Origin of the sequence: Janthinobacterium silvisoli, from assembly GCF_014200725.1 — a bacterium.
Classification (GTDB): Bacteria; Pseudomonadota; Gammaproteobacteria; order Burkholderiales; family Burkholderiaceae_D; genus Janthinobacterium.
Genome location: NZ_JACHCL010000001.1, coordinates 1,289,822 through 1,304,905, shown reverse-complemented (window position 1 = coordinate 1,304,905; position 15,084 = coordinate 1,289,822). Strand labels below are relative to the sequence as shown.

Below are 15,084 nucleotides of genomic sequence, written 5' to 3'. Positions count from 1 at the left end.
GGCAGCGTGTGCCTGCTGTTGTTAGCGGTTACCCATCGACCCTGGTGTCTGGAGCGCGTTGAGGAATTCCTCTTTGTTCACAGTCGTTGCATCCGACGGGGAAGTGCAATCTTTCTTGATCAGGGTGCCGAGCGTAGCGTCGGAAGTGCGTTTGCACTTGACGGCCGCAATTTTTGGCGCGCCTTCGGTTGATACATTGGGTTCGGGGGTGGAGCAGCCGGCCAGCGCCAGCGTGGAAATACCTATCAATAAACAATGCCAACCTGAGAAAATTTTCATACGCGCTGCCTTTCATGACGAATCATATTGATTAGATAAAGCACTTAATGGTTTCTAGCCATTAAGAGATTATCATTAAGGCAAATTAATGTAAATTAAAGGTTTTACTCTTGATAAGTGCGCTGTTCAGTGGTCCGGCTGGCGCCGGCGGCGCAGGCTGATGGCGTCGAACACGCCATCGCGCAGCAGTAGCGCATGGGCCAGGCCGGCGATGATATGGCCCAGCACCAGCACGAAGAACAGTTCTCCCAGCACGGTATGTAGCGAACGCAGCAGTGCGTAGTGGGCGACATTGGGCGGTAGCAACGGCGGCAACGTGGTTCCAGCCAGCAAGGGCAGCGGGAAGTTGCCAGCCGACAGCATGGCCCAGCCGATCAGCGGCATGGCCAGCATGCAACCGTACAGCAGCCAGTGTGATCCATGCGCTGCCAGGCGCAAGGCTGGCGGCAAACTCGATGGTAGCGCGGGCACGGGGCTGAACAGGCGCAGCAGCAGGCGCAGCACGGCCAGCACCAGCAAGGCAAGACCCAGCGGTTTGTGCAAATTGAGCAAAGTCAAATGCCAGTGCGAAACGGTGGCCACCATGCCGGTGCCGATCAGCAGCATGGCCAGCAGCAAGGGCGCCATGGTCCAGTGCAACAGGCGCAAGGCCAGGGAAAAGCGCGGTGCAGTCATCGTGATGCTCCTGGTGCGGTGTGCAGCGCCGCCTGTTCGCGCGTGCGCAGATTATAGGAACGGGCGTAGGCGCCCGAGCGGGCTGCCAGCAGCGGGTCGTTCGACACCTGTATGCCGCGCGGCAGCACGGTCGGGTCAAAATTGATGTCGCGGCAGGGGCCGTCATCCTGGGCGACGGTACTTTCCAGGGTCAGCACGCCGGCGTCGATCACCTGGCGGTCGTCCGGCCAGGCGATGGTCGCGTCGTTGCCGGGGTCGCCAGACTTGGCCAGTTGCAATTGCAGATGCCAGCGCAGTGGCCCGGCGCGCAGGCGTTCGGCCAATGCATCCTGCAGGGCGTTCGGATTGCTGGCCGCTGCCGGCGCCAGCGGGGCGGCGTTTGCCTCAGGCAATACCGACCAGCGTGCAAGATGGTGTACGCCCTGGCCATCGACCAGTTCAAACGCGTTGATGCTGTAGAAACGGGTATTGGCAAATGAGGATGATGGCGGGTGGCCCTTCACCCATAGACGGAAGGCGTTTGACTCGGGATGGGCCGCAAAAAAGGCTTGCAGGCGTGCCGGGTCCGGTTTGCCCGTGCCGGGTACGGGTCGCGACGCCTGCAGGTTTTCATAAAAGCCTTGCGGGGTATTGACCACGAATACCGGTGTGCTGTTCATGCCGGTGCGCCACTGTTCGCCGTTGGCTTGCGTGAATTGCAGCGCCAGGCTGCGCACGGGGCCAGCCGTGTCCGCCACGGCAGGATTGCCACCGGGAACGGCGAAGCGGCCGACCACGGGTGTGCGCACTTGCTCAAAGACAGCCGCGCTGGAATAGGGCGTAGCCAGTCCATTGCCTTCAAAGTAACCGGCGACGCACATGCCTTTCGCATGATTGCGCCGAAAGCCAGGATGTTGACCGAAGTCGGCATGAAAGCTGGCGATGATGCTGGCGGGGGTGAGACGCTCTGGACTCAGCCAGCCGGCTGCGTAGGCATACGCTGCCACCAGGGCCGCGCCCGTGGCGGCGATGGCGGCGAGCGGCAGCAAGCGTCCCAGCGGCTTGCTGCCTGTGGGTGGGATGGACATGGGGAGTTTCCTGCAATGGGATGGAAGTCCTATTGTAGGCAGTGAAAAATGACGCGGAAATGACGAAGAAATGACAGTTTCGTCATCCGGGTGACGAGGCCTGGCCTGTCATTTTTTTGTAATGGTCCTGTCATGCCCAGGTCAGCGGGCGCTCCTTACACTGGCTTCCATCGAGACAAGGATCTCGACAAGGATATCGATACACCAACCAACCAACCATCAGGAGCAGGATCATGTTGAATTTGAAACGCGCCGCTATCGTTCTGGCAATTACCGGCTTTGCCGCCGCCACTCAAATCTCTGGCGCCCAGGCGGCAGGCTGGGCCGGCGCCGCCGCCGATTACGGTACGTCAGTGACCACGGGCGCCGCCGACCGCGTGATCAATATCACGGCAGACACCACCTTTGTCAGCGTCAGCAATGGCGAAACCGTGCAATTCAAGGCCGGTGGCAAAATGTTCACCTGGCATTTCGACACCTTTCCCGAAGAGGTCCGCTTCGACCTGTCGAAGATCGCCCCGGCTGACTTCACGGCCGTGCCCGTTCGCGTCTACGTTGCCAGCAATCCCCTGTACCGGGGTTGATGGCAGTTTCAGTCTTACGCTGGCAGCGAGAACAAGCCGGTAGTTAAAGCACGATATTCTTGTTCCGACGAGCTGCGGCGCGCATCGAGCAGGGCGGCGATATCGCGGGTCGGCGTGTAGCGCAGTTGCTTGGTGCCATCGGTCGCCGCCTGGTAGATCGATGCCACCACCGTGTCCACCGCATCGGCATCCGCTGCCGCGCCCAGGCCTGCGTACAGTGCGCCTACGTGTTCCAGGAAGGGCGTGTAGTCTGCGATGGCGGCGGTGCCGGCGCTTTCCGTGCCGACCCTGGCCATGAAGCTGGTTTGCATCGCGCCGCCCGGTTCGACGATCTTGACCTTGATGCCCAGCGAGGCCAGTTCGTGCGACAGCGATTCGGAATAGCCTTCCAGCGCAAACTTCGATGCGCAATAGAGTGACGCCATCGGGAAGCCGATGGCGCCGGCGCCCGAGCTGACGTTGATGATGGTGCCCGCGCGCTGGCTGCGGAAGTGCGGCAGGATGGCCCGCGTGACATCCATGACGCCAAACAGATTAGTATCGAACTGCTTTTGTATGGCGTCGCGCGTCAAGCTTTCGAACACACCGAACAGGCCGTAGCCTGCATTGTTCACCACCACGTCGATCTTGCCGAAGCGGGCGATGCCAGCGGCAATCGCCGCGGCGATGCTGTCGCTGTCCTGCACGTCCAGACGGGTCACGAATACCTGGCCGGCGTCTGCCAGGCCGGCTGGCGCCTGTTCCGGCGTGCGCATGGTGGCGATGACATTCCAGCCTGCCTTGGCGAAATAATGGCTTGCCGCCTCACCGAAACCGGACGAGGCGCCGGTAATCAAAATGGTTTTCACAGTGGTCATACTCAATTCTCCTTGGATTCGATGCTGCTAATGTACGGCTTAATGATTGATGATGTAAGCTAGCCAGTACTGAACAGACTGATGAAGGAAACCGTACAGTGGAAGATTTGGGATTGCGCGCATTGAAAGTCGCGCAGGCGGTGGCCACGCATGGCAGTTTCCGGGGCGCAGCGCGCGAGATGGGTATGTCGCCCTCGTCGGTCAGCCATATCGTGGCCAATCTGGAAAGCCATCTGGGTATCCGTTTATTCCTGCGCAACACACGTAGCGTTTCCTTGACGGAAGCGGGCGCCGCCTTCCTCGTCCGGGTGCGGCCAGCCTTGAGCGAAATCACGCAGGCGATCGATGGCGTGCATGCCTTGCGCGACCGGCCCAGCGGCCTGGTGCGTATCAATGCGTCCAGCTGGGGCGCTGACCGTTTGCTGCCCATCGTGGTCGGCTTCATGCGCGAGTATCCCGACGTGCGTGTCGATCTGGTGACGGAAGGGCGGCTGGTCGACATCATCGCCCAGGGCTTTGATGCAGGCTTGCGCCTGGTCACCATCGCGCCGCAAGACATGGTGGCCTTGCCGCTGGGCATACCGGAAGCATTGATCATCGTGGCGTCGCCAGCCTACCTTGCGGCGAACGGTACGCCTGCCACGCCGGGAGACTTGCTGCAGCACGAATGCATACGCGCGCGCATGCCCAGCGGCAGCATCATGCGCTGGGAGTTTTCCGCCAACCCTAACTTGCCGGAAATCGATGTCAAGGGACGCTTGCTGCTGGGCAGTACTTTGCTCGCCGCCAAGGCCGCCGCCGCTGGTGTGGGTCTCGCTTGCGTGGAACAGCGCGAAGCCCAGCCCATGCTGGACAACGGTACCTTGCTGCAAGTGCTGGCGGAGTGGACGCCACCCTTCGATGGGGAAGCCTTGTATTACCCGCGCATGCGCTTGCCTTCGGCGGCGTTCCGGGCCTTTATCGATTACGTCAAACAGTGGAAGCGCCTGCAAATTGAGGCTGCTGCGATTGAACCTTGATCGGTGTTGCCGGCATATACGGTTATACGCCAGCGACTGTTCTGGTCCATAACCGTGCCGCGGCCTACTTCAACCGACTTTCAAGGATCCACGATGAAATTTCTCCCCCATGCCATGATGTGCTTGAGCGCATTCGCACTGAGCGCCTGCGCCACAACGCCCGCCAACTTGCCGACTGCCCAGGCGCAACTCAAGCCGACGGCGGGCAATACCGCCACTGGTCTGCTGACGGTGGTGCAGCAGGCCGACCATTTGAGCGTGTCGCTGCATGCGCAAGGCGTACCGCCGGGCTTGCACGGTTTCCACGTGCACGAACATGGCGATTGCAGCTCGGCCGATGGCAGCAGCGCCGGTGGCCATTTCAATCCGACCAAGGAAGAACATGGCGGCCCGCACGCCATGCACCACCATGTGGGCGACTTTGGCAACGTGACTGCAGACGCCAATGGCAATGTGGATTTCATCATCGATATTCCACTGAGCCAACTGACCCTGGACCCGGCTGCGCCGAATGCACTGGCTGGCCATAGCGTGATTTTGCATGCGGTCGCCGATGATTTGCAGACGCAGCCGACCGGCAATTCGGGCGCGCGCCTGGCCTGTGGCGTGGTGAGCTTGCAGAAGTAAATGGAGGCAGGCCCGCGCCCTGGAAAGCGGCGCGGGCTTGTTGTTGAACTTATTGCTTGGCAGTATTAAAAGGCAAGGAGAGATAATATTGCCCCAGCGCCGTCAACTGGCCGCTGGCGCCCAACAAGCTGGTGAAATGCGGATCGGGACTCATGCGGCCGATAAACCAGGCGTAGCGGAACACATCGGCACGGCCTTCGCACAGGGCCACCATCTCGGCCATCTGCGCCTTCTGTTTTTCCACCGTATCGATTTGAGCACCGTCATTCTGGCTATGCCAGTTGGCCATTTCCGTGACCCAGAACGGCTTGCCATATTTCAGCAGGCGATCGAGCTGGCCGCCCAGGCCATAGTCATACCAGTGAAACGCCAGGTAGTCGATCTGCGGATTGCGGCCGTTATTGGCGGACTGGTAGGCGGCGTAAAAGGCGTCCAGCCAGACCACCGGATCGCTGAAGCCCGGCATGGTGCCCCAAGTGATGGCAGGTCCGACCAGCTTGACGCCGGTACTGGCGGCTATTGCTTCGTAGCGGGGCCACAGGGCGGCAGCTTGTTGCGGCGTCAAATTGGCCTGGTCCGTCAGGTTCGGTTCGTTCAGCAGCAGCAAGTATTTGATGCCAGGGGTGGCCTTCAGATAAGCCACGGTGTCGGCATCGTTGAAGTTGCCATTCCACAGCATCGGATAATAATCCATGTTGTAGCGCGTGGCGTAATCGCTCGGCACCGCGCTATTGGGACGGCTACCCCAGTTATACCACCAGCTCACGCCAGGCAACAGCGCCGAAAAATCGGCCGGGTCCGACAAGTCATAGGCGATGCCGCGCTTGGCGCTTTTCGGCGCCGCCAGGGTAGGGGTTGGCTGCGGCGCCGGGTTGACGGGCGTTACCGGTGTTGCAGGAGTGACAGGCGGCGCGGGAACGTTGACCGGGGCGTTGCCGGCGAGCGCAGCAGGGGTACTTGTGCCACCCCCGCCACAAGCGCTCAGTCCGCCTGCAGCGGCGGAGGCAGCAAGCAATTTCAACCATTGCCTGCGGCGCTGGTTTTCCAGTTCGAAGAAGGTGCTCATATGATGGCGATCTCGCAAGATGTGGTTGGTGAAATATTATGTACTTAAGAAACAAAAGCAATAAATGCAAATGTTTCCATGGCGCAATATATTATAGAGAAAGAAAAGCGCCGCACACGCGTGGGGGGAAATTTATTTTTTGGGAAGCGCGCATCGGGATCTGGGTACAGAGAGACACGTAGCCAAGCAGCAACAAAACCCATATGGTCTTGCTGTGGTTGCGTAGGAATAGCCAAGAAAAAAGCCGCACCGATAATTGTTGGTGCGGCTATATGTTTTAGGGTTGTGACGACGCGTGCGATGCTAGCCTCATCGCCGTGTATCGGGCACGCTACGCTTGCCAGACGATGCACCTACCGAACTTGCAGGTAGGTTGTTACCTGGCTTTTCGTCGCATTCCAAGTGAACTGGGACTTCCATTCATTGCAGCCAGAGGTGGAATCGGCGCACGACGCGTGGATGCGGGCGCAGATTACCAGCTACTGCTACCGCCGACCGAGCTTTCCGGATCGAAGGAGAAGACTCGCAGTTCTGGTTGAACGTCCTCACCACGCATGATACGTACGGTAATGACGAAGGAAAGTTCCCAGCGGCCGTTTGCATATCCCACGTCCAGGTTGTGTTTCCATTCCTGGCGAATATGGCGCAGGGCAGGCAGTTCCGGTTCGCCCAACAGCTGCTGGATTTCGAAATCCAGCGGCAAATGATAGGTTGCTCCTACGGCTTGTAAAAATGGCGATGGTGGAGAGTAAATGGTTGGTACTTTCGGCCCGATTTGTGTCAGTTGCGGCACGGTGATGATGCAACAATCGACGATCTGGAATGAGGTGAACCCGCTTTCCTTCGAGCCACAGCAAGTAACATCAAGATAAACATGCTGGCCTTTCTGGAAGTGTACGCCACCCATATAGGGGCCGTGACGAGGATCGGCCGTGCCATCGCAGGAGGTAAAGCTGTAGTCGAGCTGGTTGGTAATTTGATCTACATCAAAATGTACGGATAACTTCATCCAAGGGCTTACAGGCGTCATTTTTTACTGTCTCTTTCCAGGTTGATGAGAAATTGTTGGTAGCGACTGTCGCGCCGCATGTTCAAAAGATCAGGTGCAGACTCGATCAGATTGATGGGGTAGCCGAGTTTGCTTGCCTTAAATAACGCGTCAAGTGCTTCAGCGCGCTGGCCTATCAGTTCATACGTGAGGGCAGCACGAAATTGAACGTCTGCCACTTCAGGCCCCAAGCTGAGAGCATGTTTTACTCTGATCAATGCATGTTGTTTCTCTTCCGTATAAGCCTGGTAGAGCGCCATGCGTGAATTGATAGTGGTATCGTTGGGCATACGATCAAGTAATGGCTGTAGTAAGGCAATAGCTCGGTGATACGATTCTTTTGATGCCTGTGTCTGGCTAGGTATCCAGCGTTGCGCGTCGGCTAAGTTAGCCCATAGCAAATAGATACCGGGACCGCCTTTTTTTTCGGAGACGGCATTTTCAAATGCTTGGACTGCGCCCAGATAGTTACCTTTGGCAAACAGGGATGTACCTAGGTTAGTGTACAGTTCCCAATGAGGACTGATTTGCAGTCCCTGTTGCAATACCTGCAGTGCTTCGTCACTGCGATTTTGTCGTAGCAGCGCTGCATTTAAATACGCATAAGTTATTGGAGATTGAGGGCTCATGCTTATGCTTTTGCGGAACGCTTGCTCTGCTCTGACGTAATCATCTTTCTTGTAATACATGTATCCAAGCAGAGAAACAAATACGTGCTCGTGTGGATAGGCGGCTATGGCCTGATCAAGTATGTTCTTTGCCAGATCAAACTTGTGGTCGATAACGTATAGCCGTGCTTTGCCATACATGCCCAGAAAATTGTTCGGTTCCAGATTGAGTGCAATGGTTGCTTCTCGCAATGCTTCCTCTTTCTTGCCTTGGAATTCGTAAGCCCAGCTTTGCGCTACGTGGGCAAGCGCCAATTGGTCATCAGCCGCCAGCGCTTGTTTTGCGCTGACATCGGCCCGTTGCAGCCAAGTGTCGTCACGGCCCTCGCCGATATAGCGCAGGCTCGATGCCAGTGACAGGCCGGCGGCCGCCGCTGCGTTGGTAGGGTTATGTTGTAGCACGGCCGTGAATTGCTCAAGCGGTAGCTTCTGGCTGGTGTCAAGGTCGAATACCCGCAAGGCATCCATGCCGGCCGTCATCGCGGCTATTTCGGAAAACCGTGCAGCAGCCTGATGACTACGCATGGACTCCGCTAGCTTAGGTCCTTGCCAAACACATAGCATCAGCACGACGAGGGCGCCAGCTGCTAGCAGGGCGCGCTTGATGGGAACTTGCAGACGGATGGCAATTGACGCAGGCGCTTTGACAGGTTTGACTTCGGTCACTTGCGCGTTTGTGAGCGTCACCGATGCGCGTTGTGCCGCTATCGCCTCGCGCACATCGCGCATGGTGCGCGGGCGGTCGGCTGGCTCGTAGGCGGTCATGGCGCGCACCAGGGCGTTGATGGCGGGCGGAACGGTGTCGGGCAGGTCGGGCCACGGTTCTGTCGCCTGCATGTGGGCGGCGGCCAGGGCCAGGCCGTTCAGGTGGGCGAAGTGGCGCTGGCCGGCCAGCATTTCGTACAGCATGGCGCCCAGTGCGTAGACGTCGCCGCGCGTGTCGGGCAGGCGGCCCATCAGGCGCTCGGGCGCCATGTAGGCGATGGTGCCCTGCAAGTCGCACAGGGTGGTCGTTTGCGTGGCTTGCGGGTCCATGTGGCGGGCCAGGCCGAAGTCGAGGATGCGCACCTTGCCGTTCGCTTCCAGCATCAGATTCGATGGTTTCAGATCGCCATGCACCAGGTCCATGGCGTGCGCCTCGTCCATGGCGTCGGCGATCTGGTAGGCGATATCGAGCGCCGCTTCCGTGGTGGCGCCGCCGCTATGCATGAATTGCCCCAGCGTCTGGCCTTCAACCAGTTCCATGACGATGGATTGGCCCGTGCCTTGTCCCTCGATGGAAAAGATGCGCACGAAGGCGGCATGGCGCAGCGACGCAGCCAGGCGCGCCTCATTGATCAGTTTTTCAGGATGGACGACATCGGCTTGCGGTTTCAGGCGCTTCAGCGCCACGCTACGGCACAGCTTGGCGTCCCAGGCTTCGAATACATGGCCGAAACCTCCTTCGCCCAGCAAGCGGCGCACTTCATAGTGCTCGCTGATATTGCCGTCTTGCAACGCGGGCTGACGCAGGGGATCGAGCAATTCCATATACCTTGGCTGAGAGTGCATCAACCTGTGCACCAAGCATCGAATGTGTTCGAATGCGCAAGATGATTGATTATAAGTAACATACTGATTTAAAACGATTGTTTCGCATAAGTCAATTAATATTGGCAAGGAATGAACAAAATGCCAGGCTGGAAGGTTTTTCGGTGTTGCTTGCCGGGCCATCCCTGCCATTTTGTCCAAACGCAATTTCTGTCTCATCGCCTTCCTCAATAATGCGGATGGGGCCGTACCAGCATGTGCCGGTCGCCCGAGGCATGCGTGCGCGACTTTTGTGCGGGCCAATGGTTCAGCCTGGAAGGGCATGCCGAGATCGATAGCCATCCTGCGGCCGAGCGTTGCTTCGTCCTTACGGCGGTCAGCGTTTTGGCCAGCAACAACTTGCCGAAAGGCCTCGACGCGAGGATAGAGCGTCTGTTTTCCCAGAGCGGCTGGCCTGTGGATCATGGCTTGGCGCCGCCGGGCGTGATTGAAGCCGCCTCGGCCTTGCGCTACCGCAGCCGTTTTACCTGTGTGCGGCGCGGCATCGAGATCGTGCCGGGCTACGATGTGCGCAGCGACCTGCCGGTTGTGCGCCTGCAAAGCGCGCTGGTGGTGGGGCCGGCCGGCGAAGAGGTACATTGCGATGCGCTGGGCAGGGTCAAGCTGCGTTTTGGCGCCACGCGGGTGCAGGACCATGCGCATGCCAACGGTTCCGGCGCATCCGACACGGAACGCGATTCGGCCTGGGTACGCGTGGCCTTCAGCTGGACCGGCAATGGTCCAGGTTCCAATCAGCAGTGCGGCACTTTGACCCTGCCGCGCATCGGCACGGAAGTGCTGGTCGATTTTCTCGGTGGCGATCCTGATCAGCCCATCATCATCGGTCAGCTGTACAACGCCGTGGGCATGCCGCCAGGCCTGAGCCAGCGTGGCGGCTTGCCCGGCAACCGTTATCTTGCTGGAATGCGCAGCCGCGAAATAAAGGGCGCACGCGGCAACCAGCTGTGCTTTGACGATACGCCATCGCAGATCAGCGCCCAGCTGGCCAGCGACCAGGCGGTCACGCAGCTGAACCTCGGTTATCTGGTCGAGCCGCGCAGTGACGGTGCGGGCCAGCAGCGCGGCGATGGTTTTGAATTGCGCAGCGACGCCAGCGGCAGCTTGCGCACGGCCCGTTCGCTGTTGATTTCGGCCTGGAAAAGAATCGATGCGCAGGGCAAGCAACCCGACAGCGCTGAACATCTGAGCTTGATGAAGGAGTGCCTGGAATTATTCAGTTCGCTGGGAGAGTTTGCCGCCCAGCATCAAGCGCTGGCGCTGGACCCTGCAGGCAGCCAAACATTGAGCGCCGACGTTGCTGCAGATAAAGCCACCATCAGCATCACAGCGCCGGACGGTGTGGCGCTGAGCACGCCCAAGACCATCGCCACTCACGCGGGCGCGAATATTGACCTGGTCGCCCAGCAGCATCTGCAACTGACTGCGGCGCAGCGCTGCAATGTGAATGCAGGCAAAGGTATTTCCTTGTTTGCCCACAAGGACGGTATCGTACAAGTGGCCCATTTCGGCAAGTTCTTGCTGCAAAGCCAGCATGATGCGCTGCAAGCCGATGCCGCCAAGGAAATGAAATTGACGGCCGGCACGCGCTTGCTGGGCGTGGCGCAAGATGAGATCACTTTCATGACGGCCGGCGGCGCGTATCTGAAATTGTCGGGTGGCGCGGTGGAACTGGGCGGGCCGGGCGCGCTGACGGTCAAGACCGATGGTCATCACTGGAATGGTCCGGGCAGCATGAAGGGGGAACTACCGGTTTTCAGCGAAGGCGATCTGGGCCGCACTCCGCGCTTGTTGCGTCCCACCGATGGCTTGCCCGTGGAAGGTGCGCAGGCGCATATCGAACGCGAGGGCGATAGTCCCTTGACGGGTACAAGTGGCGGCGATGGGCGCGGACCAAAGGTGCTGAGCGACCATTTGCAAAAACTGAAGACCTTTTTTTTCGTGCGCCGTTACTGAGCAGGGGCGTATCGCCATGACCTTTGATCCACGTCCACCGCTGTGCGATGACCCGCAGGTCGATATGTATGCCCAATCCTGTTATTCGGTGCTGCCGAACCATGGTGATTACGACATGCTGCAGCAATTGCCCTTGCCCGGCATCATCATTTTTGTACATGGCGTCAATTCCGATGGCGAGTGGTATCAGCAGAGCGAGCAGGGTTTGTGCGCGGGCTTGAACACGCGTCTCAAGCGCGAGTGCAAGCACATGGTCCACGCCGACCCGGAAGGTGGGGAATTGACCCCGGTGAACTATGGCGCCGAAATCACGGCTGACGGCTTCATCAACCCGGAAATGTCGGCCGATACTTTGATCCAGGAGGCCGGTACTTTTTCACCTGTGATCCGCTTTCGCTGGGGCTACAAGGCTTGCGGCGAGGAATTGCAAAAATATGGCAAGGGAATCTATCTGAATGAACAGGATTACTGGGGCGGCGGTCCGTTTGCCAATGGTTGCAGCGCCTTGGCCGACCTGTGGAAAGATGGCCTCAGCGATGGTCTTTTCCTGTGGTACAAGATCCAGCACATGAATCCTTTCGGGGAGCGGGAAGTGTTCAGTTGCCCACCGCGTCCTTATTTCGTGCTGGCCGCCTATCGGCTAGCCAAGCTGGTCGAAGCCATACGCCAGCAACAGGCCGATGTGCCCGTGACCATTGTTTGCCACAGCCAGGGCACGATGGTGGCGATGGCTGCCGCCTTTCTCGGCGCGCGCCTGCCACCGGTGCAGTCTATGGCGTGCGTGGCGGATAACTATGTCATCTGTAATTCGCCGTACAGCTTGCTGGAAAGCAATGGCGCCGAAAACTGGGTAGGGAGCAACCTGCGCGGCACAGACGGCAGCACCGGCAGGCTGACCTTGCAGGCGCGCATCGATACCTTGAAGAATTTCTTTGACATTATCCGCAAGCGTGCCAGCCTGGGCGAGCTGCAGACGGACCAGCGCATCGACCGCTGCATGGCCAATGCCGCGCACGGTTTTGCCGCTGCGGCAGACCGTGAAAAATATGGCATCGCCGGGGCTGAGCGGGGAGGTAAAAAATCTTCGTATGGCCGGGTGACCGTGTATTGCAATCCACATGATCTGGTGGTGTCCTCGATTGCCATCCAGGGCATGGGCTGGCGCGGCTTGTCCGGCTCGCTTGCGCCTGGCAGCAAGAATGGCGGCGAACTGGTCTCGACCAATGCGGCCGGCGTGTTTGTACAGCGCGTGTTTGCGCAAGGTTTTGAGGTCGGCAAGCAAGGTCATTACCATTATTGGAAAGACCACTGGCGCAAGCCCAAGCCTGGTGGTGATGGTTTCTGGTTTCCGGCGCAAAAGTATGCGAGCTATTCCATCAAGCAAGGTATCGCCGCCAGCGAGAGCTGGCTTGCCGTCGTGCTGACTATCGCCTCGGCGCCGTTGACGATCGTCGGCCTGGGCCTGGCCCAGCAACCGACCAACGGTTCGCCCGATAAAGGGTGGCAGATCGAATTGAGTGCCCCCGATCTGGAGCCTCCATTTACGCCCCAGTCCTTGCGCTTTGGCCAAAAAAGCGAGGAATTCGATCAAGGCTATGACCCGGTCGGCGAATCGCGCGACGCAGGCAAGCAGCGCTCGCCGGATGATGATCGTTTTGCCGACCATGAAATCCCGTTGGGTGGCTTGCAAGGCCAGCAAGGCAAGCTTGAAGCCAGGGGCATGGATAGCGCCAAGGGCACGGCGGCAGACGAAGCGCGCCTGAAGTTTGAACAGCGGGCAGAAATACGCGGCCTGGCGCAGCGAGAAGGTAAAAATCCAGCCGGACAAAGGGTGCAGCAGGAAATGCCTAACGCCAGGCCCGACGCGGCTTTCCTGCAATGGCGCAGCACAAGGATCAAGGAAAGGATGGCCGAGCAGGTGGGCAGCTAAGCCACCGACCATTCCACCATCATGACCAACCCCATGCACGCCGAGCGGGCGCTGGCCTATGACGTGCCGGTTGGCGAGTGCCGGATCAAGCCGGAAGCGCTGCGCAAGTTAAGGGTGGCAGCGGATTGGCGGTTGTTGAAGTGGTTGGATGAGACTAATTCTGCAAAGATCTTTGAAGAGTATTTTGCTAAAGCCACGCTTGATGAAGTCTCGATATCAGAATGGGTAGGGCGTTCGGATTGCCCGGCTTGTATGCCCGATTCAATCGTCGATCAGCGTCAAAACCCGCCGCGGAGTGCTACGCCTACATCGGGCGAATTAGCTCACAGATAAATCTATCTTGATAATGGAGAATCTGGTATGCCGAAAACCCTTTTCCTATATGCATTGATTTCATTTTTGGCTTTAACTTTTTTAGCTGCTTGCGCGCGCTTACGCGTATCGGCGACTAAGCCTTCGAATGCTATCGTTACATTGCCTGAAACGGCCCCGCGGCCTTATATGGCGCAAGTGGTAGCCGTGCAATGGCTGAATCCTTTGCAACGTCGAGACTATCCTACCCAATGGCAGTTGTTGTGGACTTTGGGCATGGTGCAGCCAAATCCAGACGACGATATGGTCAAGGAAAAACCTGGAAAATATTTGAAATTACAGGCGATCTCCCCTGTCGTCGCTGGAAATGAGGGTTCTGAAACATTTCGTGGCTATTATCGAAAATACATTCGTGAAATGGTGAACTTGTTCCATGGTCCTTATTACTCCGACCCTGAATATTTTTATAATGTTCACTCGGCTGAAAACCGGTCGCGTTGGCGAGAGTTGGCCGGTATCCATATCGAATATGCGCTGCCAGAAGGCAAGCTTGATCCGGTGGAGTCAGGCGCTTTTTTACAGGATTATGTCCGTAGTACATTTAGCATAGGCAACCTCAGTTTCCCCACCCTCTGGACCCGCTCCACACTCCCCGATGTCCGCGTCACCATGGGCGGCCCCAACGCCGGTTTTACTTCACTGTCCGCCGCCCTCGACTATTTGCAAAAGCATCCGAAAGAAACCGTCTGGGCCATGAATTGGGATGCGCCTAGTCGGCCCAAGGATAGGCAGATCAATGAAAACCTGGTGCTGCTGGTATTGGCAGGGCCTGACTATAAAACGGAGCGGGCGCCGCTGGCCTGGCTGGGCTACCCCGGCACGAAAAACGTGGGTGCGTTTGAATCGAAGCAGGGTCAGCCTTCCCGTTCTGTGCAGGCGTGGACGGCGGCCATTGGCGAGGCGGCCGGCAAGATCAACCGGCAAGAGACTGATATCGGCTATGTGATCCACGATGCGGGCAATACCAGCAAGGATGTCTCGGACCGTATCGGCCCGCTGGCGCAAACGCTGACCATGCAATTGCCGGAATTCGATTTCCTCAAGCAAAGCTTCAATATGCCAGCTCTTTTGGGCGAGACGGGCGCCGGCACGGCCTTGACCAATGTGGCGCTGGGCATCGCCTACGCACATCACTTTGGCAAACCGGTATTGGTGGCCGGCACCAGCGATCTGGCCGCTCCCGTAGCGCTGGTGGTGGCGCCACCTGCTATCCCACGACCGATACAGACTGGCAAACCGTGGTTCCGCGCACGCAGCGGCAACTATGCCTATCTGCCATGGTGGGGCTTGCGCCACGATGCACGCGAATACGTTCAGGGGTTTTCGCAATGAGAGTCATCAAGGGGGAA

Annotated in this window: 14 protein-coding genes; 7 read left to right on the top strand and 7 right to left on the bottom strand. The window is 58.5% G+C overall.

What is annotated here, in order from left to right; all coding sequences use genetic code 11:
• Positions 1–21 precede the first annotated feature (21 nt).
• The 3 genes from HDE75_RS05865 to HDE75_RS05855 all read right to left on the bottom strand — a co-directional run bounded on the left by HDE75_RS05865 (position 22) and on the right by HDE75_RS05855 (position 2,021).
• Entirely contained in the window at positions 22–279 is a 258-nt protein-coding gene (locus HDE75_RS05865) for a hypothetical protein (protein ID WP_183675799.1), read from the bottom strand.
• 126 nt (positions 280–405) lie between these two features.
• Complete coding sequence (locus HDE75_RS05860; protein WP_183675800.1) at positions 406–954, bottom strand: cytochrome b; 549 nt, start codon at positions 952–954, stop codon at positions 406–408.
• Positions 951–2,021: a catalase family peroxidase gene (locus tag HDE75_RS05855; RefSeq protein ID WP_183675801.1), complete on the bottom strand. Its 1,071-nt coding sequence runs from the start codon at positions 2,019–2,021 to the stop codon at positions 951–953. Before HDE75_RS05855 ends, HDE75_RS05860 begins: the two co-directional genes overlap by 4 nt.
• Before the next feature lie 233 nt (positions 2,022–2,254).
• Here HDE75_RS05855 and HDE75_RS05850 point away from each other — a divergent pair, with 233 nt between their 5' ends.
• Complete coding sequence (locus HDE75_RS05850) at positions 2,255–2,605, top strand: CzcE family metal-binding protein (protein ID WP_183675802.1); 351 nt, start codon at positions 2,255–2,257, stop codon at positions 2,603–2,605.
• Between the two features lie 14 nt (positions 2,606–2,619).
• Here HDE75_RS05850 and HDE75_RS05845 read toward each other — a convergent pair whose 3' ends face one another.
• The gene (locus tag HDE75_RS05845; protein ID WP_183675803.1) at positions 2,620–3,462 is read right to left on the bottom strand and encodes an SDR family oxidoreductase; all 843 of its coding nucleotides are present in this window, start codon (positions 3,460–3,462) and stop codon (positions 2,620–2,622) included.
• A 98-nt stretch (positions 3,463–3,560) separates the two neighbouring features.
• On the opposite strand from HDE75_RS05845, the gene HDE75_RS05840 reads away from it, so the two are divergent.
• Positions 3,561–4,481, top strand: coding sequence for a LysR family transcriptional regulator (locus HDE75_RS05840; RefSeq protein ID WP_311735074.1), 921 nt, complete (start codon positions 3,561–3,563; stop codon positions 4,479–4,481).
• 93 nt (positions 4,482–4,574) lie between these two features.
• The gene (locus tag HDE75_RS05835; protein WP_183675804.1) at positions 4,575–5,108 is read left to right on the top strand and encodes a superoxide dismutase family protein; all 534 of its coding nucleotides are present in this window, start codon (positions 4,575–4,577) and stop codon (positions 5,106–5,108) included.
• Between the two features lie 49 nt (positions 5,109–5,157).
• Here HDE75_RS05835 and HDE75_RS05830 read toward each other — a convergent pair whose 3' ends face one another.
• The 3 genes from HDE75_RS05830 to HDE75_RS05820 form a co-directional block, all read right to left on the bottom strand.
• Positions 5,158–6,174: a glycoside hydrolase family protein gene (locus tag HDE75_RS05830; protein ID WP_183675805.1), complete on the bottom strand. Its 1,017-nt coding sequence runs from the start codon at positions 6,172–6,174 to the stop codon at positions 5,158–5,160.
• Between the two features lie 472 nt (positions 6,175–6,646).
• On the bottom strand, positions 6,647–7,204 hold the full coding sequence (locus tag HDE75_RS05825; protein ID WP_183675806.1) for a hypothetical protein: 558 nt from the start codon (positions 7,202–7,204) through the stop codon (positions 6,647–6,649).
• Positions 7,201–9,639 (bottom strand): serine/threonine-protein kinase, encoded by a 2,439-nt coding sequence (locus tag HDE75_RS05820; RefSeq protein WP_183675807.1) that lies wholly within the window; start codon positions 9,637–9,639, stop codon positions 7,201–7,203. Before HDE75_RS05820 ends, HDE75_RS05825 begins: the two co-directional genes overlap by 4 nt.
• A 60-nt stretch (positions 9,640–9,699) precedes the next feature.
• On the opposite strand from HDE75_RS05820, the gene HDE75_RS05815 reads away from it, so the two are divergent.
• The 4 genes from HDE75_RS05815 to HDE75_RS05800 all read left to right on the top strand — a co-directional run bounded on the left by HDE75_RS05815 (position 9,700) and on the right by HDE75_RS05800 (position 15,067).
• On the top strand, positions 9,700–11,433 hold the full coding sequence (locus HDE75_RS05815) for a DUF2345 domain-containing protein (protein WP_311735073.1): 1,734 nt from the start codon (positions 9,700–9,702) through the stop codon (positions 11,431–11,433).
• A 16-nt stretch (positions 11,434–11,449) separates the two neighbouring features.
• Positions 11,450–13,363, top strand: coding sequence for a T6SS effector phospholipase Tle3 domain-containing protein (locus tag HDE75_RS05810; RefSeq protein WP_183675808.1), 1,914 nt, complete (start codon positions 11,450–11,452; stop codon positions 13,361–13,363).
• Positions 13,364–13,384: 21 nt separating this feature from the next.
• On the top strand, positions 13,385–13,696 hold the full coding sequence (locus HDE75_RS05805; protein WP_183675809.1) for a hypothetical protein: 312 nt from the start codon (positions 13,385–13,387) through the stop codon (positions 13,694–13,696).
• A 486-nt stretch (positions 13,697–14,182) separates the two neighbouring features.
• On the top strand, positions 14,183–15,067 hold the full coding sequence (locus HDE75_RS05800) for a hypothetical protein (protein ID WP_183675810.1): 885 nt from the start codon (positions 14,183–14,185) through the stop codon (positions 15,065–15,067).
• The last annotated feature ends 17 nt before the right edge of the window (positions 15,068–15,084 follow it).